Source organism: Stomatobaculum sp., from assembly GCF_057248925.1.
In genome coordinates this window covers 62,117-85,344 of sequence record NZ_DBHIHF010000007.1, presented here as the reverse complement: position 1 = coordinate 85,344, position 23,228 = coordinate 62,117, and the positions used below count along the sequence as shown (strand labels likewise).

General features: G+C 57.6%; 20 protein-coding genes. 2 read left to right on the top strand and 18 right to left on the bottom strand.

The features are described 5' to 3' along the window. Position 1 precedes the first annotated feature (1 nt). Positions 2–1,024, top strand: coding sequence for a DUF4349 domain-containing protein (locus ACO4XG_RS03755; protein ID WP_308508095.1), 1,023 nt, complete (start codon positions 2–4; stop codon positions 1,022–1,024). A gap of 5 nt (positions 1,025–1,029) precedes the next feature. Here ACO4XG_RS03755 and ACO4XG_RS03750 read toward each other — a convergent pair whose 3' ends face one another. From ACO4XG_RS03750 to ACO4XG_RS03725, 6 genes are read right to left on the bottom strand one after another with little or no spacing between them, the layout of a single operon-like run. After that, the gene (locus tag ACO4XG_RS03750) at positions 1,030–2,229 is read right to left on the bottom strand and encodes a pyridoxal phosphate-dependent aminotransferase (protein WP_308508156.1); all 1,200 of its coding nucleotides are present in this window, start codon (positions 2,227–2,229) and stop codon (positions 1,030–1,032) included. After that, positions 2,226–3,509 carry an O-antigen polymerase gene (locus tag ACO4XG_RS03745; protein ID WP_308508096.1) on the bottom strand — a complete coding sequence of 428 codons (1,284 nt, stop codon included), beginning with the start codon at positions 3,507–3,509 and terminating at the stop codon, positions 2,226–2,228. The genes ACO4XG_RS03750 and ACO4XG_RS03745 overlap by 4 nt, the downstream gene beginning before the upstream one ends. Continuing rightward, the gene (locus tag ACO4XG_RS03740; protein ID WP_308508097.1) at positions 3,506–4,942 is read right to left on the bottom strand and encodes a CdaR family protein; all 1,437 of its coding nucleotides are present in this window, start codon (positions 4,940–4,942) and stop codon (positions 3,506–3,508) included. The genes ACO4XG_RS03745 and ACO4XG_RS03740 overlap by 4 nt, the downstream gene beginning before the upstream one ends. Beyond that, entirely contained in the window at positions 4,920–5,810 is an 891-nt protein-coding gene (gene cdaA / locus ACO4XG_RS03735; protein WP_308508098.1) for a diadenylate cyclase CdaA, read from the bottom strand. Before cdaA ends, ACO4XG_RS03740 begins: the two co-directional genes overlap by 23 nt. A gap of 3 nt (positions 5,811–5,813) precedes the next feature. Continuing rightward, positions 5,814–6,782, bottom strand: coding sequence for an ABC transporter permease (locus ACO4XG_RS03730; RefSeq protein ID WP_308508099.1), 969 nt, complete (start codon positions 6,780–6,782; stop codon positions 5,814–5,816). After that, on the bottom strand, positions 6,775–7,206 hold the full coding sequence (locus ACO4XG_RS03725; RefSeq protein ID WP_009532199.1) for a hypothetical protein: 432 nt from the start codon (positions 7,204–7,206) through the stop codon (positions 6,775–6,777). Before ACO4XG_RS03725 ends, ACO4XG_RS03730 begins: the two co-directional genes overlap by 8 nt. Positions 7,207–7,338: 132 nt before the next feature. Between ACO4XG_RS03725 and upp the strand changes: the two genes are divergently transcribed. After that, on the top strand, positions 7,339–7,968 hold the full coding sequence (gene upp / locus ACO4XG_RS03720; RefSeq protein ID WP_308508100.1) for a uracil phosphoribosyltransferase: 630 nt from the start codon (positions 7,339–7,341) through the stop codon (positions 7,966–7,968). Between the two features lie 37 nt (positions 7,969–8,005). Here the strand turns inward: upp and ACO4XG_RS03715 are convergent, their stop codons facing one another. The 12 genes from ACO4XG_RS03715 to ACO4XG_RS03660 form a co-directional block, all read right to left on the bottom strand. Beyond that, on the bottom strand, positions 8,006–8,551 hold the full coding sequence (locus ACO4XG_RS03715) for a DUF6609 family protein (protein WP_308508101.1): 546 nt from the start codon (positions 8,549–8,551) through the stop codon (positions 8,006–8,008). A 108-nt stretch (positions 8,552–8,659) separates the two neighbouring features. Beyond that, positions 8,660–11,116, bottom strand: coding sequence for a homocysteine S-methyltransferase family protein (locus ACO4XG_RS03710; protein ID WP_308508102.1), 2,457 nt, complete (start codon positions 11,114–11,116; stop codon positions 8,660–8,662). 5 nt (positions 11,117–11,121) lie between these two features. Beyond that, on the bottom strand, positions 11,122–11,781 hold the full coding sequence (locus ACO4XG_RS03705; protein WP_308508103.1) for a vitamin B12 dependent-methionine synthase activation domain-containing protein: 660 nt from the start codon (positions 11,779–11,781) through the stop codon (positions 11,122–11,124). Beyond that, positions 11,781–12,647, bottom strand: coding sequence for a methylenetetrahydrofolate reductase [NAD(P)H] (gene metF / locus ACO4XG_RS03700; RefSeq protein WP_308508104.1), 867 nt, complete (start codon positions 12,645–12,647; stop codon positions 11,781–11,783). The genes ACO4XG_RS03705 and metF overlap by 1 nt, the downstream gene beginning before the upstream one ends. Before the next feature lie 92 nt (positions 12,648–12,739). Beyond that, positions 12,740–13,288 carry an anaerobic ribonucleoside-triphosphate reductase activating protein gene (gene nrdG / locus ACO4XG_RS03695; protein ID WP_308508105.1) on the bottom strand — a complete coding sequence of 183 codons (549 nt, stop codon included), beginning with the start codon at positions 13,286–13,288 and terminating at the stop codon, positions 12,740–12,742. Positions 13,289–13,305: 17 nt separating this feature from the next. Continuing rightward, entirely contained in the window at positions 13,306–15,540 is a 2,235-nt protein-coding gene (gene nrdD / locus ACO4XG_RS03690; protein ID WP_308508106.1) for an anaerobic ribonucleoside-triphosphate reductase, read from the bottom strand. A gap of 271 nt (positions 15,541–15,811) precedes the next feature. After that, entirely contained in the window at positions 15,812–17,317 is a 1,506-nt protein-coding gene (locus tag ACO4XG_RS03685) for a sensor histidine kinase (protein ID WP_308508107.1), read from the bottom strand. Next, entirely contained in the window at positions 17,314–18,003 is a 690-nt protein-coding gene (locus ACO4XG_RS03680; protein ID WP_308508108.1) for a response regulator transcription factor, read from the bottom strand. The genes ACO4XG_RS03685 and ACO4XG_RS03680 overlap by 4 nt, the downstream gene beginning before the upstream one ends. Beyond that, positions 18,000–19,787 carry an aspartate--tRNA ligase gene (gene aspS / locus ACO4XG_RS03675; RefSeq protein WP_308508109.1) on the bottom strand — a complete coding sequence of 596 codons (1,788 nt, stop codon included), beginning with the start codon at positions 19,785–19,787 and terminating at the stop codon, positions 18,000–18,002. The genes ACO4XG_RS03680 and aspS overlap by 4 nt, the downstream gene beginning before the upstream one ends. Before the next feature lie 15 nt (positions 19,788–19,802). After that, the gene (gene hisS / locus ACO4XG_RS03670; protein ID WP_308508110.1) at positions 19,803–21,056 is read right to left on the bottom strand and encodes a histidine--tRNA ligase; all 1,254 of its coding nucleotides are present in this window, start codon (positions 21,054–21,056) and stop codon (positions 19,803–19,805) included. A 48-nt stretch (positions 21,057–21,104) separates the two neighbouring features. Further along, positions 21,105–22,571 (bottom strand): coproporphyrinogen dehydrogenase HemZ, encoded by a 1,467-nt coding sequence (gene hemZ / locus ACO4XG_RS03665; RefSeq protein ID WP_308508111.1) that lies wholly within the window; start codon positions 22,569–22,571, stop codon positions 21,105–21,107. 15 nt (positions 22,572–22,586) lie between these two features. Next, on the bottom strand, positions 22,587–23,228 hold the full coding sequence (locus ACO4XG_RS03660) for an MBL fold metallo-hydrolase (RefSeq protein WP_308508112.1): 642 nt from the start codon (positions 23,226–23,228) through the stop codon (positions 22,587–22,589).

Sequence of the window (23,228 nt, the reverse complement as noted above, 5' to 3'; positions counted from 1 at the left end):
GATGAAACGACATCTACTGTTAGTTCCCACTCTTCTGCTCTCGCTCACGCTGACAGCCTGTGGCAGTCAGCAACATACCGATTCGAAAGCGGCCGCCGAACAGAAATCATATGACACAAATTACGCGGCCGAGGAGACCGGCGCCGTCGCCAAAGTCGCAGACAGTTCCGTCGACGGCCTATCTGTCAACTCCCTCACACAGACAGCCAAAGAAGGGCAGAAACTGATTACGACCGAGAGTCTGGATCTCGAGACCCGGGACCTCGACAGCTTTCTCAGGGAGCTGAAAGCGGCAACCGCCGACGCGGGCGGTTATTTCGAGACCTCTTCGATGACAGGCTCCTCCTACGATGCCCTCGAAAAAACGCGCTCTGCCTATTTCACGGCCCGCATTCCCGAAGAAGCGCTCGCAGCTTATGTGGATCGCCTCAAGCAGAATGCCAATGTGCTCTCGGAGAACAGCTCTGTTCAGGATGTGACCCTCGACTATACCGATGTCGAGAGCCGGAAAAAAGCGCTGAGCGCCGAGCGGGACCGTCTCTACGAACTGCTCTCGCAGGCGGCCTCGACAGACGCGATTCTCTCGATTCAGCAGCGAATCGGCGAAATCGATTCCGAGCTTGATTCCTACGAGTCCCAGCTCCGGCACTACGACAACGCCGTCAGCTATGCGACCGTGAATCTCTCGCTCAGCGAAGTGCGCGAATACCGCGTCGCCGAGACCGACAGCTTTCTGTCGCGCGTCAAAACCGGCTTTCGGAACAGCCTCTATTTCGGCTTTTCTGTCTGCACCACACTTCTCGTGCTGCTTCTCGGTCTCTCGCCGATCTGGATTCCGGTGCTCATTCTGATTCTCGTGCTTCTTCACTTCCGGAAAAAGCACCGCGACAAGACAGAGGCAGCGCGACAGGCGGCGGCAGCCGCGCGTGAGGCGGAGCGCCTCGCAAAGCGCGACGCCGAAGCCGCTAAGAGCACTGCCGCGACCGCTGCATCGGGCGACACGCCGGAAGACAGCGCAAAGTGAGTGCCTTACAGTAAGCCTTTCGCTTTATAATGTTCCGCAATTCTCCGGAAACCGGGGAGCGCATTCCGAACCGTCGTCTCCGCGACACAATACGCGAGACGGACATAGCCCGGGCAGGCAAAGCTCTTGCAGGGCACGGTGAGGATGCGCTCCTCTTTTAATGTCGCGGCAAATGCGGCGTCATCGCCCTCCGGCGCCTGAATCAAAAGGTAAAAAGCGCCCTCCGGCTTTACCAGCCGATAGCCCATCTCCGGGAGTTCCTGAAGAAGCAAGGCGCGGTTATGCTCGTAGACCGAGAAGTCCGCGCGGCAGCCGAGCGTCCGTTTCAGCACGCGCTGCATCAGCGAGGGCGCATTGACAAAGCCGGAAATGCGATTTGCAATGACCGCCGCGGCATACAGCTCGCGCGCCTCCGGAATGCTGTCCGGCAGGAGCAGCCAGCCGATGCGCTCGCCCGGGAGTGACAGGGTCTTGGAATAAGAATAAACCACCGCCGCATGCGGCATCAGCGCCGGAATCCACGGGACCATTGCGCCGTCGTAGACGAGCTCGCGGTAGGGCTCATCCGAAATGACGAGAATACAGCTTCCGAACTCCCGCTCCTTTTCCGCAAGTACCGTCTGAATGCCGCGGATCACTTCTTCCGAATAGACGACACCGCTCGGATTGTTCGGCGTATTCAGAATGAGCGCGCGCGTCTTTTTGCCGACGGCTGCGCGGAGCGCATCGAGATCCGGCAAAAATGTCGCGGAATCGGTCGCGACAGGGCGGAGCACCCCGCCGTAATTCTGCACATAGTTTTTGTACTCCGAAAAGTAAGGCGCAAAGGTCAGAACTTCATCGCCCGGGTTCAGCACCGTCTTAAGGAGAATATTGAGCGCCGCCGCCGCGCCGGTCGTCATGATCAACTGATCGGCACGGTAGGTGAAACCAAAGCGCTCCTTAAGAGAGTCCGCAATCGCCGCGCGGAGATCCGCAAAGCCTGCATTGTTCATATAGCCGTGGACAGAGACGCTCGGCTCTTCCGCAAGCACCTCGCGAACGGCCCGCTCCACTTCCGCCGGAGCCGGCACATTCGGATTGCCGAGGCTGAAGTCATAGACCTTATCGCTGCCGTACTCTCCCCTAAGGCGCTCTCCCTCCTCAAACATCGCCCGAATCACGGAATTTTGCGAGAGCAACGCCTGCATCGACTTTGAAATCATTTCCATTGTTGTTTTCCTCCGACAAACCAAAGCACGAACGCTGTCTCCCCGAAGTATACCCAGGTCGCGGGATTCGAGAACCAGGTCGTGAAAAACGATAACATGAGATAAATGGCAAACTGCGCATAGAGCATACAGAAGACCGGGCTGTGCACCGAGCGCAATCTTCTCTCAAAGCGCGCGGCAATGAAGCCGAGCAGTGCCATAAAGAGAACCACGCCGAGGATGCCGAAATCATACCAGGCGTCATAAATCAGGGTGACGGTCGTGAGCTCGGTCTTGGTCACATAAATCGGAAAATTCACGAGCTCCGGCCGCAGAAACTTGAGTCCGGTCAGCGCAAAGAACGGGAAGAGCATTTTGAGCCCGTAGCTGTGCGACGGAAGCTCACGAATCAGACAGTTCACATTGTCGTAGTTATTCGCAATGTAAATATAAGGCTGACTCACAAAAATCGGAAAATTCCGCTTCATCTCGAAAATGCCGTTTAAGTAAGAGACGCTGTGCCCCCGCGCCATGCTGAGAATGCCGTAAACCCCGAGCAGACAGACAAGTCCGAGTCCGGCAAGCGGCGCCGGTATAGGCTTCCGCCGGAAGTTAAGCCAGGTAAAGGCCGCCATCAGCACTGCGAGGAGCAGCTGAAAGCGGGACACACAGAGCACCGGAATCAGCAAGGATACCGCGACCGCAACCAGAAGGCTGAGATTTGTAACTGTGCTTCTGTGGTGCACGACATTGACATACAGAAGTGCGAGCGAAGGCACCAGTACGCAGGAGACCGTGAGATAGTGCAAACCGCTCACATGAAAGTAGGAGTAGGCATGCGGCATGTGCCGGACCAGAAAGGGCACAAAGCCGAGGATGTGCACTTCCGCCAGAAAAGCTGCGGCCGTGAGCGCCGTGAGACCGGTGACGGCGACAAAGAGCCGTCCCGCGTGAATCTCGGTGAGGCGCCCCTCCCGCACTCTCTGTCCGCTCCGCTCTCTGCCGCCGCCGAAGAGGAAGGCCAGGCGAAATGCGCCATAGGCCAGGAAAAAGGCCGCAAATGTCTGCAGCTCCCAGGGACCCTGCAGGCGCGAAAGTTTCAGACAGGAAATGCCCTCGCCGCCGACAAAGAACAGCGAGAGAAGCGCGAGGAGATTGACTCTCCCGCCGTTTCGCCGCTTTTCCCGCAAAAAGAGAACAAGCGCTGCAAAGAGCAGCGCTGTTCCGGAGAGCAAATAATATTGTGTTCTCGCAAAGAGCACTGCCGCAAGATAGCAGATAAAGTATACGATCACGGGTTTGCTTCCTCCGTGCTGTTACTGCTGCTCTCACCGGTGCTTCGCTCGGTTGCTGCCGCAGTCGTCGCCGCCGTACTGCCGCTCTCGCCGCTCTGTCGCTCCGTGCTCCGCGATTCTGCGCTGCCGCTCTCGGCTGTCGTTCCCACCGTCTCACTCTCGCTGCTGCTCTCGCTGCTCTGCTTGGTCTCCGCTTCCGGCAGACTCACCGTCACCGTAACTTCCGGCACGGCCGTCGCCGTGATGCCCTTCGGCAACGTCAAATGGAGCGGTACCAGATGCGCACCCTCGCCGAGACTTCCGACTTCGAGATACGCGCCGAGGGATGCCGCGTTCATGTTCTGCAAATCCGTCGAGAGACCACGCACGGCAACAGCGACCGTCTCCGGTGTCAGCGTGTAGCGATACTGTGCCTTCGCGCCCCGGAGCGCAATACCGTTGTTTGCGCTGAGCGGGAAGTTCCGCTCCGTCGTCGCTGTGATTTTGACCGTCACGCTGATATTGGTGTTGCCGGTCGCCGTGATGCCGCTCGGCAGATAACTTGAGAGATCCAGCTGGAACGTCTTATCCTCTTTTGCGCCCTCAATGTTCAGCGCAGAGGCCGGGATACTGAGTTCGGTCGTCTTGTTGAGCAGTGCGCTGTCGGAAGAAGTCACCGGAATCGCGCGCACCGTGCTCTCGATGCCCGTCAGATTGAAGCCGGCCGCCGGCTCGCCGGAGGTCTGGAAGCGGAGCGTCAGGCTCTTGCCTCGCAGCATTTCGACTTCGTAATTCACTTCCTTCGGCTCGACGGTCAGCCGCTCGTCGCTCAAGGAAATCGCATTGCCGTTCGCATCGTAATACATCACGGAAGCCTTGCCCGAGAAGCTCTCGGTCGCATCCGAAGTCGGAATGCTGATGCCGACCGAAGAGATGCGTCCCACTTCGGACTCGGGGCCGCTGACCTTGACCGCATCGGCGCTCAGGGTAATCGACCCGACTTCGTAGCCCTCGCGCGGCTCGCCGTCTTCGTGCGTGTCGAGCGAAAACGTCTTGTTCTGCACATTCTCTGTCGCAACGCGCACCACGCCCGGGCGCGCCGTCGGCGTACCGCTGATCAGATCACGGTTACCCACCACTTCGACCGTGACCGGCACTGCACCCGTGATATCGTAGAGGTTTTCGAGATCCACGCTCGCATGAAAATCTTCTGTCCGAATTTTATAGGCGTCCCGCGTCCGAACCTGATAGCTGATTGTGACGGTCTCCGCATTCTGCAGGCTGTAGGTCTTGCCGGCGCGGGTCAGCACGCTGCCGTTTTGCACATCGAGCGGCACTGTCTTGGTGCGTATCACCTCGGGATTCGAGATGTTGACCAGCAACATCCAGACCACATAGCCCACCAGCAAAGAAATCAGCTTAAAGCGCCAATTACTGAGTATTTTCTCTTTCATGCTTCTCTTTTCCCTTCAGGAAATCCCAGCCGTTAAACGTAAAATGCTTTGTCGGCACTTCTGCGTCGCTGAGCGACAAGAGCAGCGCGCGCAGTTCTTCCGGCGTCTGCATGACGCGAAGCTGTCCGCTCCTAGCGACGCTGACACGCCCGGTCTCCTCGGAAACCACAATTGTCACGGCATCGGTCGCTTCGCTGACGCCGATGGCCGCGCGGTGTCTGGTGCCGAGATCTTTCGAAATCCGCATGCTCTCGGAGAGCGGCAGGTAGCAGGTCGCCGAGACAATCGTATTGCCGCGAATCACGACAGCGCCGTCGTGCAACGGCGTATTGTGCTCAAAGATATTGATGAGCAACTGGTTCGAGACAATGCCATCGATGTCGATGCCGGTGCGGACAATATCATTCAGCGAAATCTTCTGCTCAATGACCATCAGCGCGCCGGTCTTCACCTTGCCCATCTCAAACGAAGCCTTGACCAGCTCATTGACCGTGTGCGCGCTGAACAGGCTCTCCTGTTTCGTGTCGCCGAGCAGACCGTTTAAGAATACCAGGAAGTTCCGGTTGCCCAGTTGTTCGAGCGCCGAGCGGAGCTCCGGCTGAAAAATGATAATCAGCGCCGTCACCGCAATGGTTGCGACCTGCCCCATGAGCCAGAGTATCGTGTTCAGGTGGAACAGGGTGCAGAAGCCCACAAAGGCAACAATCAGCAACAGACCGCGCAACAGAATCCACGCCTTGGTGTCCATGACCCAGGTCAGAAAGGCATAGGTCATCCAGGAAATAATCAGAATCTCGATGATACCGGTGAGCGTGAGCCGCGGAATAAACTCCATTCCGGCTCCCAAATTATGAAAGAAGAGCTGCATGGCTTACCTCTTTGTCTCGCCCTCGTCCGCACTCTTCCGCGGTCGCTTGGGCGTATTGATGGTCTGTGTCTTGGGTTCCGGCGCCGTGACCGTAATCTTCGGCACTGCCTTTACATAGTAATAGTAGTCGTCATCCTCAAACTGCGAATATTCCGTCCGGGAATAGTCGACATGGAACACCAGAAAGCGGTACATTTCCGCGAGCACGCCGGAAAGCAGCAGCCCTGCGAGCAACGGAATAATCTTGACACCGACGCTGTACCAGAAGTTGCCGAGGAAAAACACAAAGAGCATCGTGAGAATGCCCGCCAGAATCCCGAGATCCCAGGCATTGTTCACCGACAGGCGGTGCACACACCAGACGACCAGCAGCGACAGCGAGAACGCGAGCAGGTAGAGCAACATGGTCTTATCAAGCAGCACCCCGTTCAGCATCTGCAGGTACTTCTGCGCGACATCCACCGACTCGCCGTTGGTGAGCGGCGCCGCATTGTTGTGCACATAATTCAAAATGTATGAGAGGACGATACCGCCGGAGAGCGGAATCAGCGAAAACGCCGAGCCCCCGAGTCCCACCAGAATGGGCAGCACATAGGGGATTTTTAATTCAAACAGCACCGGCGTCAGAATGAGGATGATGCTGTCCCGCGGCGAGAATCCGTAGTAGAGCAACGCGACGACCAGCAGAAAGGCGAGCGTAATCAGCGCAAACTCCGCGGAAACCGCAAAAATATTGAGCAACACACAGATGCCGAGCAGCACGCAAATGCCGCCCCAGGGGAGAAAGGCGGAAACCAGCGAGAGCAATATCACTACAATCGGCGCGCGGAGCCGTCTCTCATACCCCATGCCGTTGTTCAGCAGAACGAGTGCGAGCAGCGCCACGGCAAAATGCAGTACCGGGATGATGACATTCCCGTGTCGCGCGTAAAACGCGCGAAGCTTTTCGCGAAACAGAATCAGATTAAGCATTCGCGCTCTCCTCCTTCTCGAGTTCCTTGATTCTCTCCTCGGTGTCATAGCGTTTTTTCAGGCGCTTTAAACAGCGCAGATGCTCTTCGCGCCGCGCCGCCGACTCCTCATACCGCCGCCGGAACACAAAATAGGTCACGAGCTCAAAAAGCAGAAGACCCACGGCATAAATCACAACACAGCGGAGCACAAAGCGCAACACAATCGAGACATTGACCGCGTTCAGAATGCGCTCCAGAAAATAAAGCAAAAAGACACCCAGAATCAGAAGATAGCTCAGCGTATAGCTGAAAAATGACTGCAAAAGATGCATGCTGAGATAATCGCCGCGAAAGTACTCTTTCGCGGGGCGCTCGTACTCTTCCGCGCTCTTTTCGTATTGTGCAATCTTGTGCATCAGACGTATCTTGTCTTCGCGCAGCATAAAAACCTCCGTTCGTTGCTTTTCAGTATAGCACAGGGGAACTCTCATTGTCACCGCTTGTATGCCGTGCTAAAATGACTGGAAGTGTTCCTGTTTCGGAACAATTTGGAGAGCCATGACAGGAGGTCTTACATGGGCGAAGTATTTATCAACAAGCACCCGCTGGTGCAGCATAAAATCACGCGACTGCGCGATAAGACAACAGGCACGAACGAGTTCCGCAGCCTCGTCGAGGAAATCGGCATGCTGATGGGGTATGAGGCGCTCGCCGATTTAGAGACCGAGGACATTGAGGTGGAGACGCCGCTGGAGCACACACTCTCTCCGGTCATTGCCGGCAGAAAGATGGCCGTTGTGCCGATTCTCCGCGCGGGTCTCGGCATGGTGAACGGCATTCAGGCGCTGGTTCCGACCGCGAAGGTGGGGCACATCGGCCTGTACCGCGATCCGAACACGCACGAGCCGGTCGAGTACTACTGTAAGCTCCCGACGCCGATTGAAGAGCGCACCATTGTGGTCACCGACCCCATGCTCGCGACCGGCGGTTCCGCCTGTGATGCCATCCGCATGATTAAGCAGCACGGCGGCAGAAAGATCAAGTTCATGTGCATCATCGCAGCGCCGGAGGGACTGGAGCGCCTTCGGAAAGAGCACCCCGACATCCAGATCTATGTGGGCCACCTGGACAGACAGCTGAACGAGCACGCCTACATTCTCCCGGGCCTCGGCGACGCGGGCGACCGCATCTTCGGAACGAAATAAATTCGCACTTTTTTCCGACGCTTTTGATTCCTTCCCTTTACGTTTGCTTCGACGGCTTCGAAAAACAAAGGAGATACACGCCGAAGCCAAGCTTAATTGCCGCATCCGCATAGGCGGTATAAATCAGCGGCAGTTCCGGAAAGACATAGCCGAGCGCAACATTCACCGCAGAGACGAGACTCAGAACAATCATCGATTTCCCGTGCACATAATAAAAAAGCAGGAAATGAAGCGCGGTGGCGAGTAAGGCGCCGAGCCAGATGCGTCTCCAGTTTTCGCTTGCGAAATACGGTCCGCCGAACAGAGACATCAGCACAAACAGCGAAATGACTGCGTAAAATCCCGCTTTCCTTTGAAACGGACTCGAGGGTCCGTCAGAGAGACGCCTCTGCAGACTTTGATTGGCATTGATCGAAAGAAACGCTGCGATATAGCCCAGGCTGAACACCGTCATATTGATGATTTGCTTTCCGCCGATCAGCGCGGCCGCAAAAATCACCAGTGACACCGCAATCAGCCAGAGACCGCAGGCTCTCTTATGATTGAATGCGAGTATCTCTCCCTTCGGCTGCAATAAAGACATAGCTTCTCTCCTCTCTGTTTCTTGACAAATGCACGGTGCGCAATCCGTCATTTGCCGCTTCCCGTCCGGACACAAAAGCGAGACAGCCCTTGCTGTCTCGCTCTTTCGTTATGCCTCCGGGAACAGCGTGTCCGCGTAGCGCACGGTATCCATGGCTTCCTTCGCGTAGCAGTCCGCGCCGATATCGTCCGCGTACTCCTTGGTCATGACGGCGCCGCCGACCACGACCTTTGCGTCCGGTTTCTTCTCGCGAATCAGCTTGATCGCATCTTCCATGTTGACGACGGTTGTCGTCATCAGCGCGCTCAAGCCGATCAGCTTCACATCGTGCGCGACTGCGGTCTCGACTATGGTTTCCGCCGGAACATCGCGGCCGAGATCGTAGACCTTGTAGCCGTAGTTCTCCATGAGCACCTTCACGATGTTCTTTCCGATGTCGTGAATATCGCCCTTCACGGTCGCGAGAATCACACTGCCGCGCTCCTTTCGCGCGGTACCACTCATCGCGCTCTTGATGACCTCGAAGGCTGCCTTGGCTGCCTCTGCCGACATGAGAAGCTGCGGCAGGAAGAGCGTGCCCTTTTCAAAGCCCTTGCCGACCACATCGAGCGCCGGAATCAGCTCCCGGTTCACAATGTCAAGCGGCGCTTCGCCCGCCTCGATGCGGCGCTTGGTCTCCTCGGTCGCTTTCTCGCCGAGGCCGAAGCGAATCGCGTCGATGAGCGGAGAACCCTGCATCCCCTCCGGAAGTTCCGCACTGCCGATTTTCGCCTTCTCGCCGCCCTCTGCCGCGGCGACGACAACCTTGCCCTTGCCCGCAAACACATTGGCCTTGCCCGCATATTCCGCGATATAGCCCTGGCACTGCCGGTCAAATCCCGAAAGCGCGAGGTAGGAGCGGTAAGCCGCCATCATCGCCTCATTGTTCGGGTTGATGATCGCACAGGAGAGGCCGCTCTTCATCGCGAGCGCAAAGAAAAAGCTGTTGATTAACTCGCGCTGCGGCAGTCCGAAGGAAATATTGCTGACGCCGAGAATCGAGTGCCCGTGCAATTCGTCGCGGACACGGCGCAGCACTTCGAGCGTCACATTCGCCGAGTTATCGTCGGTCGAAATGGTCATCGCGAGGCCGTCGATGATGATGTCCTCCGGCGGAATGCCGTACTCCGCCGCGCGCGCATAAATCTTCTTCGCGACGCGGATACGCCCCTCGGCGTCCTCGGGAATGCCGCCCTCGTCGAGCGCGAGACCTACGACCACGCCGCCGTACTTGGCGACGAGCGGGAGCACGGTCTCAAGGCTCTCTTCCTTGCCGTTGACGGAGTTAATCATGGCCTTGCCGTGGTAAAGGCGAAGGCCGCGCTCCAGCGCCTCCAAGTTGGTCGTGTCGAGCTGGAGCGGCAACGCCGTGACACCCTGGAGTCTGGTCATCACAGTCTCCATCATGTCCGGCTCGTTGAGTTCCGGCAGGCCGACATTCACATCCAGCATATCGGCGCCCGCATCTTCCTGCTCAATGCCCTGCTCCAAGATGTACTCAATATCACCGTTCCGGAGCGCCTCTTTAAAGCGCTTCTTGCCGGTCGGGTTGATGCGCTCGCCGATGATAATCGGGCGATTGCCGAGCTCCACCGTCTGCGAGAACGAGGAGACCACCGCGCGGTGCTTCTTCACCGGCTCACAAAACGGAAGGTCTCCGGTCTTCTGAATTTCCAGACGGATGTGTTCCGGCGTCGTGCCGCAGCAGCCGCCGAGCACCTGCACGCCGAGTTCCGCAATCTTTTTCATCTCGTCCGAGAACTCCTCCGCCGAGAGGTCGTAATAGGTCTTACCGTCCTTCGCGTGCGGCAACCCTGCGTTCGGATTCACGACAATCGGAATCGAGCAGACTTCCGTGAGCTTCTTCACAATCGGATAAAGCTGCACCGGGCCGAGGCCGCAGTTCACACCGAGCGCATCGATGCGGAGTCCCTCGAGCATCGCCGTGACGCTCTCGACCGTGCCGCCGGTCAGCGTTTTACCCTTTTCGTCGAAGACAACGGTGACAAAAACCGGCAAATCCGAATTCTCTTTGGCCGCGAGCACGGCTGCCTTTGCCTCCATCGCGTCGGACATGGTCTCGATCAGCACGAGGTCTGCGCCCTCTTCCTTGCCCCAGCGCACCACCTCGGCAAAAATTTCGACGCAGGTTTCGAATTCGAGATCGCCCATCGGCTTTAAGAGGCGTCCGGTCGGGCCTAAGTCCAGCGCAACAAAGCCGTCGGTGCGGCCGCTTAGCGCAAGTCCCTCCTTGACATGGCGCACACCCGCGCGGACAATCTGCTCAAGCTCTGCCTTGTCCGCATAGTGCAGGCGATTCGCGCCGAAGGTATTCGTGTTGACAATGTCGGCGCCCGCGCGGAAATAGGATTCCGCGATTTCAATCACATCTTCCGGGCGCTCGAGGTTCCACCGCTCCGGCAGCTCGCCGCCCTTTAAGCCCTTCTCCTGTAACAGCGATCCTGTGCCGCCGTCGCAGTAAAGCCACTCTTTTCCAAGACAGGCGCGTAAACTTCTCTTCTCCATCTCTCTTATCTCCGAAAACTACAATTGGTCTTACTACAGCTCTCACAGCCCTGCAGGACACAGTGCGAATCCTCGGGCGAGACGCCGATCAATGCCGTGACCGACTTGGTCGGCATCATCAAAAGGCTCTCGGTCAGCGTAATGCCGGTGTGCTTCTGAATCTCCAGCACGCGGAACAGCTCCGGCTGAATCGCAAGCGGCAAATCGCCGTAGCCCGGCGAGAAGCGCGGGCGGAGGAACTTGCCCTCGGCCGCCGCCTCTTCTTTCAGCTGCCGGTTCAAGGTGTCGCAGTAACTCTCAATCAGCATCGCGCCGGCCGCCTGGTAAATGACCGCCCGGCTCATGCGCCCGATTGCCGCGGCGCGCGCGGCAAGCCGGTCCATCGCAAACCCTATGGTCGCCGCCATGAGATACGCCTCATCGCAGCCACGCATGTTCCTGGAGAGCGCCCGGCTCTCGAGCTCCATGTCACCGATCAGAAAGCGGTTGTCGCCGAGAAACTTGAGCGGAAAACGCCGCGCGACCGACTTGAGCTCTGCCTGACTGACCAGATCTTCCACACACTGTTCGACCACATGTCTCACTTCGCCCTCCGGAACGCCCTTCCGGTAGCCCAGGTAGCGATATACCTCGCTGTAGTCGAGCTCTAACTCGCGTGCGTCCATCAGTCCAGAATCTCCGAGAGCTGCTCTAAGATTGCCTTCGCGATTTTCGGGCGATTCATCGTGTAGACGTGGATATGCCCGACGCCGTTTGCAATCAGGTCGACAATCTGTTCCGCCGCATAGATGACGCCAGCCTGCTCCATCGCGCCCTTTCGCTCGCCGAAACGGTCCACAATCGCGCGGAAGCGCTGCGGCACTTCCGTGCCGGACATCGCAACCGAGCGCTTTAACTGCTCTGCCCTGGTAATCGGCATAATGCCCGCGATGATCGGAACAGAGATTCCCTTTTCTCTTGCGCGGTAGAGAAAATTATAAAAAATATTGTTGTCAAAGAAAAGCTGGGTTGTCAGGAAGTCAAGTCCCGCGTCGACCTTCTCCTTGAGATAGCCGAGGTCATCTTCCTTGTGCGCACACTCCACGTGTCCCTCCGGATAGCAGGCCCCGCCGAGGCAGAAGGTATCGCCCTCTCTCTCCTTGATGTCGCGAATCAGCTCGACCGCATAGCGGTAGTCCTCCGAGCGCGTGCCGTCCTGCGGCAGATCGCCGCGGAGCGCCAGAATATTCTCAATGCCCTTCTCCTTGTACAGGGAAAGCATTTTTGTCACATGCTCCCGCGAGGAGGAGACACAGGTCAGATGTGCGAGCGTCGGAACACCGTAACCGTTCTGGATCTCCGCCGCAATCTCCGCCGTAAAGTCACCCGTGCCGCCGCCCGCGCCGTAGGTCACCGACATAAAGTCCGGATGCAGCGCCGCAATCTTTTTGGCATTCTCTGCGGTCGCCTCGTACTTCTCCGAGGTCTTCGGCGGAAATACTTCGAGCGAAAGCGTAACGGGTTTCTCTTCCAATAAATGACTGATTTTCATAACAAAATACCCCTCCCTGTAATCGCTTTATTGTAGCACAGGGAGGGGCAAATTTTCTAATGCCTTTATATTATCGCAATCGATTCATTCTTTTAATACAAATGCTTGCGCGGCTGTTCATAGCGCGAGCGGACGGGGGCGTGTTCCCGAAGACTCTCTTTCAGCTCCAGAATGCGCTGGTTTCTGCTGCCGCGGAAGCGGAGATTCACATCCTTTTCCGCGAGAATAAACTCGCCGTCCACGAGGATATCCGAGAGTTCCAGAATGCGCTCGGTCGCCTCGGTGTGACAGCGCGGATTTTCGCTGTCCAACAACTCCTCAAAGGTATAGCCGGAGTAAATCCAGATCGTGGCATGCGGCACTTCCTGTTTGACGCGCTCTAAAAACGGCAAGAGCGCGCGCTGGTTCTGCGCCTCCATCGGCTCTCCGCCGAGCAATGAAAGTCCGTCAATGTAGGAGGGCCGGAGGTGCTCTATGATGTCGTTCTCGACCTCTCTCGTGAAGGGCTCTCCGAAGTTAAAATCCCAGGTTTCCTCATTGAAGCAACCCGGACAGTGGTGCGTGCACCCGCTCACAAAGAGCGAGATGCGCGCGCCTATGCCGTTCGCCGTATCCGCGTAAAAGACCTGTCCGTAGTTCATGCTTCCTCCTAAATGTCTCAGTCTGCGACGCTCTTGCAGCCCGCCTCCCGCTTTGCGGTCGAGACATGCAGGACGCGGTCGCGAATCTCCTGCGTTCTTCCCTGGTTCCAGAACTGCGTGCCGATGTAGCCGCAGGTTCTCCGCGCAACAAAGAGCTTCTCCTGGTCTCGGTTACCGCAGTTCGGGCATTCCCAGACCAGCTTGCCGTTTTCGTTCTCACGAATCTTAATCTCGCCGTCATAGCCGCAGACCTGGCAGTAATCGCTCTTCGTGTTGAGCTCCGCATACATGATGTGATCGTAGATGTAGCGCATAATCGAGAGCACCGCCGGAATGTTGTTCTGCAGATTCGGCACTTCGACATAGCTGATGGCACCGCCCGGCGAGAGCTTCTGGAAGTCCGCCTCAAACGAAAGCTTCTGGAATGCATCGACCTTCTCGCTCACATGGACGTGATAGCTGTTCGTGATATAGTTCTTGTCCGTGACGCCCGGGATGACGCCGAAGCGCTTCTGCAGGCACTTTGCGAACTTGTAGGTCGTGGACTCCATCGGCGTTCCGTAAATCGAATAGCTGATGCGCTCCGCCTCGCGCCACTCCGCGCACTTGTCGTTCAGCTTCTGCATGACCTTGATTGCGAACGGACGGCCGATTTCCGCGTCGGTGTGGCTCTTGCCCGTCATCCGCATGCACATCTCATAGAGACCCGCATAGCCGAGCGAGATGGTTGAATAATTGTCAAACAGGAGCTTATCAATGGTCTCGCCCTTCTTCAAGCGCGCCAGTGCACCGTGCTGCCAGAGTATGGGGGCAACGTCGGAGACGGTGCCGAGCAGTCTCTCGTGGCGGCAGCGGAGCGCACGGTGGCAGAGCTCCAGTCTCTCCTCGAGAATCTCCCAGAACTTGTCCATGTCACCGTACGAGGAGCAGGCGACATCGACGAGGTTGATGGTCACAACGCCCTGATTAAAGCGACCGTAGTACTTGTGCTTGCCGTTTTCGCCGAGGCCCTTGAGATCCGGAGTCAGGAAGGAGCGGCAGCCCATGCACGGGAACACATCGCCGTTCTTGTACTCCTTCATCTTCTTTGCCGAGATGTAATCCGGCACGAGACGCTTCGAGGTGCACTCCGCCGCGAGCTCGGTGAGCTCCCAGTACGGCGCGTCCTCGGTGATATTGTCCTCATCGAGCACATAGATTAACTTCGGGAACGCCGGGGTAATCCAGACACCCTTCTCGTTCTTCACGCCGCGCATTCTCTGCAGCAGCACTTCGCGGATGATGCTCGCGAGGTCGTCGCGGAGGCGCCCCTCCGGCACCTCATCGAGGTACATGAACATCGTGACAAACGGCGCCTGGCCGTTACAGGTCATCAGCGTAATCAGCTGGTACTGAATGGTCTGGATACCGCTCCGGATTTCTTCCTTCAGTCTGCACTCGGTGATGCGGTCCACAATTTCATCGTCCGCGGACTCGCCGCAGAGCTCTCTCTCTTCGAGGACCGCCTTGCGAATCTTCTGACGGCTCACATCGACAAAGGGCGCGAGGTGCGAGAGCGTGAAGGACTGACCGCCGTACTGGTTCGAAGCGACCTGGGCGACAATCTGGGTCGTGACATTGCAGGCCGTGAAGAAGCTGTGCGGCTTCTCAATCATGGTCTCGCTGATTACGGTGCCGTTCTGCAGCATGTCCTCCAGATTGATGAGGTCACAGTTGTGCTCGCGCTGCGCGTAGTAGTCGGAGTCGTGGAAATGAATCAGTCCCTCCTCGTGCGCCTTCACAATCTCCTCGGGGAGCAGAATGCGGCGCGTCAGATCCTTCGAGACTTCGCCCGCCATGTAGTCGCGCTGGGTCGAGTTGATGACCGGATTCTTGTTCGAATTCTCCTGCTTCACCTCTTCGTTCGCCTGATCGATCAGGGAGAGTATGCCCTCATCCGTCGTATTCGCATTTCGCGCCAGGCTTCTCTTGTAGCGATAGCGGATATACTTCTGCGCAACCTCAAATCCGCGCATCTCCATGATGCCGGTCTCGACCATCTCCTGAATGTCCTCGACATTGACGGCGCGCTTAATCTTCACGACCTCCGCCGCAATCTTGTCGGCAATGGCCTGAATCTGATAGGGGTTCATCTGGTGAATCGGATCCACCTCGCGATTGGCAGCCTCGATTGCATTGACAATCTTGGTGATGTCAAATTCCACTTCCTGCCCGTTGCGCTTGATTACATTGGTTCTGACCTTGGTTTCCATCCCGATTTCCTCTCTAAAAGCACGGTCCACACTATATATGGATTTAAAGCAAAACAGAAGCCCCATAAGTGGGGCTTCTATAGTTTACCTTGCTTTGGCAAAATTGGGAACATGGCAAAGCGCTGAAACGCCCGACCAAAACGCGCGCCTTCGCGCCGCGGAAACCGGCAGAGTTCACAAGAATCAAAATGCAATCGGCAAAATACACAAGCTTTTTCGCATTCTTTCGGCGAACTACCACATATAGTTTCTTATTCCGAAACTTTTCCCTTTATTTGTGTTCCTCGCTGTCTGTCTGCGCCACACGCGGCAGCTCAAACCAGAACAGCACGCCGGACGGACAATTCTCGACGCCGCAGGGCATGTTGTGCTGGGTCATAATCGCGCGCACAATCGAGAGTCCGATTCCGCTCCCGCCGTACTTCCGGGTGTGTGCCTTGTCGACCTTGTAGAATTTCTCAAAGAGTCTGCCGAGATCCTCCTCGGGAATCTGCTTTCCGCTGTTATAGACCTCACAGCGTACCCGATCCCCCTGCGGCAAAAGACGCACGATGACTTCGCCGCCCTCTTCCACATGGTGAAACGCATTGCTCACATAGTTCATCAGCACTTCGTCGATGCGGAACGCATCCGCCCGCACCGAAACCCCTGCATCGGGGGCCTCGAGCGAAACCTTCGCCCGGCTCTCTTCGGCGAGTACCTTGGTCTTCCGGAGCACACTCTCCGCACTCTCCCGGAGATCAAAGACCTCCATATTGAGATCCGGCTTATCGGACTCGAGCTGGGAAAGCGTGAGAAGCTGACGCACGAGTCGGTTCATGCGCCCCGCCTCGTCGAGAATCACGCCGAGATATTGCTCGCGCATTTCTTTTTCTTCGCAGAGCCCGTCCTGCAGTCCCTCTGCGTAACCCTGAATCAACGCAATCGGCGTCTTCAGCTCATGCGAGACATTCGCAATGAACTCTCGCCGCATCCGGTCGATTTCCTCCTGATGCGCGAGATCGTCGCGGAGTTTCCGGTTTGCCTCCCTAAGCTCCGAAACAGCTATCTCCAACTGCTCTGCCATGCTGTTCATATTGTTGCCGAGCACGCCGATTTCATCTTCATTGGCACCGCGGTAGCGCACCGAAAAATCCATATGCCCCAGTTTTTCGGAGATGGCTGCGAGCGAGCGTATGGGATCTGTGATCCGAGAGGTCATGCCCCAGACCAGAAAAACGCCAATGAGCAGGGTCAAGGTACCCATGTAGAAGAGAAAGCGGTTTGCGAGCCGCACACTCTCCTTCAGATTGGCGACCGGCGTCGTCATGAGGAGCAAGGTCTGGTTGTCGGAGAGATAGGCGAAGCAGTCGATATTCGCGCTCTGGCTGCCGTCGTCGTAGGCCTGCAGTATGGTGTAGCTCTCCGTCTTTTTTAGGACAAGCGTCTTGCTGTCCTCATCCTGCCGGAACAGATAGCGCTGTACCCGCTGGTAGAGATGGCTCTTGCCGTTTTCGGTGCTCTGCAAAAGTTTTGAATTCGCCGAGTTGACGAGCGCCACCGTGATGTTATAGCGGTTGCTGTAATAGCGGAGCAGCTCCTCCATCTCCGCGGACTCCGTTCCCGCCGACGCCGCGATTTCATCGAGTGTGCGATAGGCGCTCTCGAGGTCCAGCACTTTCTGACGCCGGTAAAACCGCTCGAGCCCGAAGCTGTTCACGAGGAACAGGATTGCCATGAGCACCGTGAGCACTGCGAAAATCAGCGCAGTGAAACGGAGTCGTATCGAGTGTTTCACGCTTCCTCCGGCTCGAACTTATAGCCCATGCCCCAGATGGTCCGAATCAGCGCGCCCTTTTCTCCCATCTTCGCGCGGAGCTTCTTCACATGCGTGTCGATGGTGCGCGCATCGCCGAAGTAGTCGTAATTCCAGACATGGTTCAGAATCTTTTCCCGCGAGAGCGCAATGCCCTGATTCTCGAGGAAGTAGCGGAGCAGCTCAAACTCCTTGAAGCTGAGCTCCACTTTTTTGCCGTCGACCGTGACCTCGTGAGCACGCTCGTCGAGGCAGATGCCGGCCGCTTCGAGCTGCTCGTCGCCCGCCCCCGCGGAGGTGCGCTTCAGGATTGCGTCGATTCTCGCGAGCAGTACCTTCGGGCTGAAGGGTTTTGCGATATACTCATCCGCGCCGAGCGAAAAGCCCTGGAGCTCATCCTGCTCTTCGGCGCGCGCGGTCAGCATGAGCACCGGCACATCCGAGATGTGCCGGAGTTCCTTTAAGGTCTCAAAACCGTCCATCTCCGGCATCATGACATCGAGGAGGATCAGCGCAATGTCCGGTTCCCGCTGGAATATCTCGAGCGCCTCCCTGCCGTTTTCCGCCTCCAGCACCTGGAAGCCCTTCATCCGGAGATAATCGCGGACCAGCGCGCGCATGCGCGCTTCATCGTCCGCAATCAGAATTTTTCTATTCTCGCTGCTCACGCCTTGTTCTCCCGGAAGCAGAGGGACAGCTCTTCCATCTGCTTCTCCTCAACCACATCCGGTGCGTTCATCATGAGATCCGAGGCGTCTTTGACCTTCGGGAAGGCAATGACGTCGCGAATGGTATCCGCCCCTGCCATCAGCATTGCGAGGCGATCCAGGCCGTAGGCGAGACCTGCGTGCGGCGGCACGCCGTAGCGGAAGGCCTCGAGCAGGAAGCCGAAGCGCTCCTCTGCGACCTCTCGCGTGAGGCCGAGCACCTCGAACATTTTTTCCTGAATGTCCGAACGGTGAATACGGACCGAGCCGCCGCCGATTTCATTGCCGTTTAAGACAATGTCATAGGCCTCGGCACGGACTGCGCCCGGGTCGCTGTCAATCTTATCCCAGTCCTCTTCCATCGGCATCGTGAACGGATGGTGCATCGCCTTAAAGCGCTGCTCCTCCTCCGACCACTCGAGCAGCGGGAATTCCGTAATCCAGACAAAGCGGAACTCGTTCTTATCGAAGAGTTCCAGCTGCCGTCCGAGTTCGAGCCGGAGTGCGCCGAGCACATCGAAGACAACTTTGTTCTTATCCGCCGCAAAGAGCAGGAGGTCGCCGTTCTCGCCGCCCATCGCCTTGATTAACGCCTGCATCTCCTCTTCCTTCAGGAACTTTGCGAACGAGGACTTTACGCTGCCGTCCTCCTGGATTGCGACATAGGCGAGGCCCTTTGCGCCGTAGCCCTTCGCATACTCGACGAGCGCGTCGATCTTTTTCCGCGGCATGTGGCCCTGTCCCTTGACATTCAGACCGCGAACGCTGCCGCCGCCATCGAGCGCACCCGAGAAGACCGCAAACTCACAGCCCTTCACGGTCTCGGAGACATCGGTGATTTCCATGCCGAAGCGGAGATCCGGCTTGTCGGAGCCGTAGCGCTCCATCGCCTCTCTCCAGGTCATGCGCTGAATCGGAAGCTTCACCTCGACGCCGAGCACTTCCTTGAAAATCGTGTGCAGGAGCTTTTCGTTGACCGCAAGCACATCGTCCGCGTTCACAAAGGAGAGCTCCATATCGACCTGCGTGAACTCCGGCTGACGGTCCGCGCGGAGATCCTCGTCGCGGTAGCAGCGCGCCAGCTGGAAGTAGCGGTCATAGCCGGAGCACATGAGGAGCTGCTTTAAGAGCTGCGGCGACTGCGGCAGCGCGTACATGCTGCCCGGGTGGACACGGCTCGGCACGAGATAGTCGCGCGCGCCCTCGGGCGTCGACTTAATGAGCGTCGGCGTCTCGATCTCGAGGAAGCCCTCGCCGGTCATAAAGCGGCGAATCTCCGCCGCAATCTTCGAGCGCAGCATGATTCTCGCCTGCAGGTCCGGACGGCGAAGGTCTAAGAAACGATACTTTAAGCGGAGCTCTTCTCTGGTCTTCGTGTTCTCCTCGATCGGGAAGGGCGGCGTCTCGGACTCCGAGAGGATGCGCAGTGTCTTGGCCCGCACCTCGAGTTCACCGGTCGGGAGCTTCGGGTTCGGGTCGGAGCGGCGCTCCAGGCGTCCCTCGACCGCGATGCAGTACTCGCTCTTTAAGCTCTGCGCCTTGTGAAACACCTCTTCGCCGCAGTCATCTTCCTCAAAAATAAGCTGCAGGATACCGCTGCGGTCGCGGAGATCGGTGAACACGACGCCGCCCTTATTGCGACTCCGCTGCACCCAGCCCATGACCGTGACTTCACTGCCGAGGGTTGCGCCGACAACCTCCCCGCAGCGATGTGTTCTCTTTAAACCTCTCATTGACTCCGACATACTGTATCTCCCCCCTTATGCCTCAAAATAATCCCGGAATACGGTGTAGCCCTGCTGCGAGAGCTGTTCCCGCTGGAACTTCTTGTTCTTTGCCATCTTCGTGACCAGCACGTCTTTTCCCTCTGCGCGAAGTGTTTCGGCTTCTTGCAGCGCTTCGGTGCGGCGCGCTGCGCTAAGCTTCTTGTCGAGCAGAATCGCGACCTTTTCTTTCTGCGTAGGAATCGCGTACTGCTGATCCATGAGAATCGCAATGATGCGCTCAAATCCGATTGAGAAGCCGCAGGCCGGGACATCGGTGCCCGTGAACTTGCCGACCATCTTGTCGTAGCGGCCGCCGCCCGCGACCGAACCGCCGAAGCCCTCCATCGAGACCTCGAAGATGGTGCCGGTATAATAGCCCATGCCGCGCACCAGGGTCGGATCGAACTGTACCTTGACCGCGCCGCCGCTCACGCTCTGAACGGCCTCCATGATCTCCGCAAGCTCCTCCGCCGTACCGGGCTCCAGAAAAGCGCCGAGCTTCTCGCCGAGCGCGCGCACCGCTGCCGCGTCGGTGCCGAGGTCTTTTAACAGACCGAGATACTGCTCTGCCGACACCTCGGACGCGCCGTTCTCAATGAGCTCCGCGCGCACGCCGTCGGTGCCGATTTTATCCATCTTGTCGAGCGTAATCAGGACGCCGTCCTCCTGCCCCGCCGGGAAGCCCGCAAAGGCCACCATCGCGCGGAGTATCTTCCGGTCGTTCACGCGGACCAGGAAGTCATTCTCCGGCACGAGTTTCTTCAAGGTCTTCGCAATCGCGAGAATCAGCTCGATTTCCGCTAGATTGCTCTCCTCGCCGAGAATGTCGATATCGCACTGCGTGAACTGCCGGTATCTGCCCTTCTGCGGGCGGTCCGCTCTCCAGACCGAACCGCACTGCAGCGCCTTAAAGGGGCTCGGCAGCTTTGCCGCGTTGTTCGCATAGTAACGGGTCAGCGGGAGTGTCAGGTCATAGCGGAGGCCGCTGTCGCAGAGGTCCTCTTCGCCCGCCGCGTCCGCGAGACGGAGCTTCTCGCCGCGCTTCAAAATCTTGAAAATCAGCTTCTCATTGTCGCCGCCCTGCTTGCTTGTCAGATTCTCTATGTGCTCCACGCAGGGGGTCTCCATCGGCGTAAAACCGAAACTCCGGTAAGTCTCCTTGATCACACCGATCAGATAATCCCGCAGTGTCATCTCGTCCGGCAGAATATCCTTCATTCCAGTGACCGGCTGCTTTTTTAAACTCATCGCCTTGCCCTCCTTGTTCTCTCTTCGGCTGTCATAACCCTATCTTCTTTATCCTAGCACATCTCCCGCAAGGGCGCGCTGCTTTTTTGCGAGCAGTTCCGGTAAACGCTCGATGTAGAGCGCCGGATCCTTGACATTTTCCAGGCGGTCATACTGCCCTTCGCCGCGCATCACGCGGGTTGTCGTGCCCGCACCGCAACCCACAATGGTCTCGAGTTCCTCCATAATCAGAATGTTATAGAGCCCCTCTTTGCCGGGACGGCACCAGCCCACATTTTCAAGATTGCCTGCCATATTTTTCTGCCGGTACAGGTAATAAGGCGAGAGCCCCATTTCCTCGCAGTAAGAGGCGGCGAGCTCCACCATCTGATTGGCGTCGCCGTAGTAGACATCCCGGTAGTCTTCGCGCTTCGTGTTGAGACGCGCCGCCCGCTTCAAGGCGAGACTGTGAATCGTCACATCGTCCGGCGACAGAGCGCGTATGCCCTCCATGGTGCGCCGCACATCCGCCTCGGTCTCGTTCGGCAGCCCCATGATAAGGTCGGTGTTGATGTTGTCAAAGCCGAGTTCCCGCGCCAGCGCAAAACTCTCCGTAAACTGTTCGACCGTGTGGAAGCGCCCGATTAAGTCAAGCGTCGCCTGCTTTAAGGTCTGGGGGTTGATGCTGATTCGGTCTACGCTGTTTTCTCGGAGCGCGAGCAGCTTCTCGCGGGTAATGCTGTCCGGCCGCCCGGCTTCCACCGTAAACTCCCGGCAGGCCGAGAAGTCAAAGGTCTCCCGCACAAAGAGAAGCAACGCGCGGAGCTCTTCGGCCGTAAGACTGGTCGGCGTGCCGCCGCCCACATAGACCGCGTCGAGACGCCTACCCGCCATCATATCTGCCGTGAGGCGAAGTTCCTCCCGGAGCGCCGCGAGGTAGGGCGCCGCCTTGTTTTTGCCCGCCGGATAGGAGGGAAACGAGCAGTAGAGACAGGTGGTCGGGCAGAACGGAATGCCGATATAGAGGCTGTAACCTGTCGTAAAGTCGAGTCCCCGGATTGCGCGGCGCTCATTCTCCGCAGTCCTCACGCAGAGTGCATTTCTCGCATCGCTCAAAAAGAAATCGCGCTTAAATTCGGCGCGAATTTCCTCTGCCGTCTTGCCCCGTTGCAACAAGCTAAGAGCGAGCTTTGCCGGGCGTATGCCGGTCAAGGTGCCCCAGGGGAGCTCTTTCCCCGTGAGCGTCGCAAGCGTCCGGTAGAGTGCCCGCTTTAATTCGTTTTTGGAGGCAAGTCGCTCGGAAAACCACGGACTCTCAAACGAAAGCCGCTCGCCGCGGTCCGTCAGCACGGCAGTGTGATAGGTTCCGAGTCGCCCTGTCTCTTCGTTCCCGGCCTCCGCCTCCGCCGTCATGATACAAGAAATCATGGCGTCTTGTTCCGGCACATGACTGAAGCTCTGTCCCGGAAAAAACGCCATGAAAAGTTCCCGGACGTCCTGTTCGAAGGGGACGTCCCGTAATTGTAAGGATATCATCTGTTTTACCCTGTCTCAGTAATAGAAAATCGGGTTGCTCTTCCGCTCTTCGCCGATGCTGGTCTGTCCCATGTGTCCCGGGAGCACGAGCGTGTCCGCCGGCAACGCAAACAGGCGATCCAGCGAGCGCTTTAAGCTCGCCATGTTGCCGCCCGGCAAATCGACGCGCCCAAATGAGTGTTCGAATAAGGTGTCGCCCGAGAAGAGCAGCTTTTCCGCCGGAAAGTAATAGCAGCAGGAACCCGCCGTGTGCCCCGGCGTAAAGATCACTTCGATTTCGGTGCCGAGGAAAGAGAGCTTTTCCTTGTCGTGAAACAGGCGGTCCGCCTTGAGCGAAAGTCCCTGCCGAAGCCATCTCGCATCGCCGTTTAATTCCGGATTCCGCAGTGTCTCTGCCTCGGTCTCGGCGGCGCAGATCGGCACCTGAAAGGCATCCCGGAGCGCCGACGCCGCGAGCACATGGTCAAAATGTCCGTGTGTCAGCAAGAGTGCCTTGAGCGAAAGTTCCCGCTCCCGGATGACTTTCTCAATCTGTGCGGCATCGTCCGCGGGATCGATCAGCAGAGCCTCCTTGCTCTCTTGATTCCAGATCAGATAGCAATTGGTCTCCACCATGCCCAGTGTCATACAAAGAATCGAAAGTCTGCTCTCTTCCAT

Coding starts and splice junctions, on each gene's coding strand:
- ACO4XG_RS03755 (WP_308508095.1), top strand. CDS start 2: ATGAAACGACATCTACTGTTAGTTCCCACTCTTCTGCTCTCGCTCACG.
- ACO4XG_RS03750 (WP_308508156.1), bottom strand. CDS start 2,229: ATGATTTCAAAGTCGATGCAGGCGTTGCTCTCGCAAAATTCCGTGATT.
- ACO4XG_RS03740 (WP_308508097.1), bottom strand. CDS start 4,942: ATGAAAGAGAAAATACTCAGTAATTGGCGCTTTAAGCTGATTTCTTTG.
- cdaA (WP_308508098.1), bottom strand. CDS start 5,810: ATGCAGCTCTTCTTTCATAATTTGGGAGCCGGAATGGAGTTTATTCCG.
- ACO4XG_RS03730 (WP_308508099.1), bottom strand. CDS start 6,782: ATGCTTAATCTGATTCTGTTTCGCGAAAAGCTTCGCGCGTTTTACGCG.
- ACO4XG_RS03725 (WP_009532199.1), bottom strand. CDS start 7,206: ATGCTGCGCGAAGACAAGATACGTCTGATGCACAAGATTGCACAATAC.
- upp (WP_308508100.1), top strand. CDS start 7,339: ATGGGCGAAGTATTTATCAACAAGCACCCGCTGGTGCAGCATAAAATC.
- ACO4XG_RS03715 (WP_308508101.1), bottom strand. CDS start 8,551: ATGTCTTTATTGCAGCCGAAGGGAGAGATACTCGCATTCAATCATAAG.
- ACO4XG_RS03710 (WP_308508102.1), bottom strand. CDS start 11,116: ATGGAGAAGAGAAGTTTACGCGCCTGTCTTGGAAAAGAGTGGCTTTAC.
- ACO4XG_RS03705 (WP_308508103.1), bottom strand. CDS start 11,781: ATGGACGCACGCGAGTTAGAGCTCGACTACAGCGAGGTATATCGCTAC.
- metF (WP_308508104.1), bottom strand. CDS start 12,647: ATGAAAATCAGTCATTTATTGGAAGAGAAACCCGTTACGCTTTCGCTC.
- nrdG (WP_308508105.1), bottom strand. CDS start 13,288: ATGAACTACGGACAGGTCTTTTACGCGGATACGGCGAACGGCATAGGC.
- nrdD (WP_308508106.1), bottom strand. CDS start 15,540: ATGGAAACCAAGGTCAGAACCAATGTAATCAAGCGCAACGGGCAGGAA.
- aspS (WP_308508109.1), bottom strand. CDS start 19,787: ATGTCGGAGTCAATGAGAGGTTTAAAGAGAACACATCGCTGCGGGGAG.
- hisS (WP_308508110.1), bottom strand. CDS start 21,056: ATGAGTTTAAAAAAGCAGCCGGTCACTGGAATGAAGGATATTCTGCCG.
- hemZ (WP_308508111.1), bottom strand. CDS start 22,571: ATGATATCCTTACAATTACGGGACGTCCCCTTCGAACAGGACGTCCGG.
- ACO4XG_RS03660 (WP_308508112.1), bottom strand. CDS start 23,228: ATGGAAGAGAGCAGACTTTCGATTCTTTGTATGACACTGGGCATGGTG.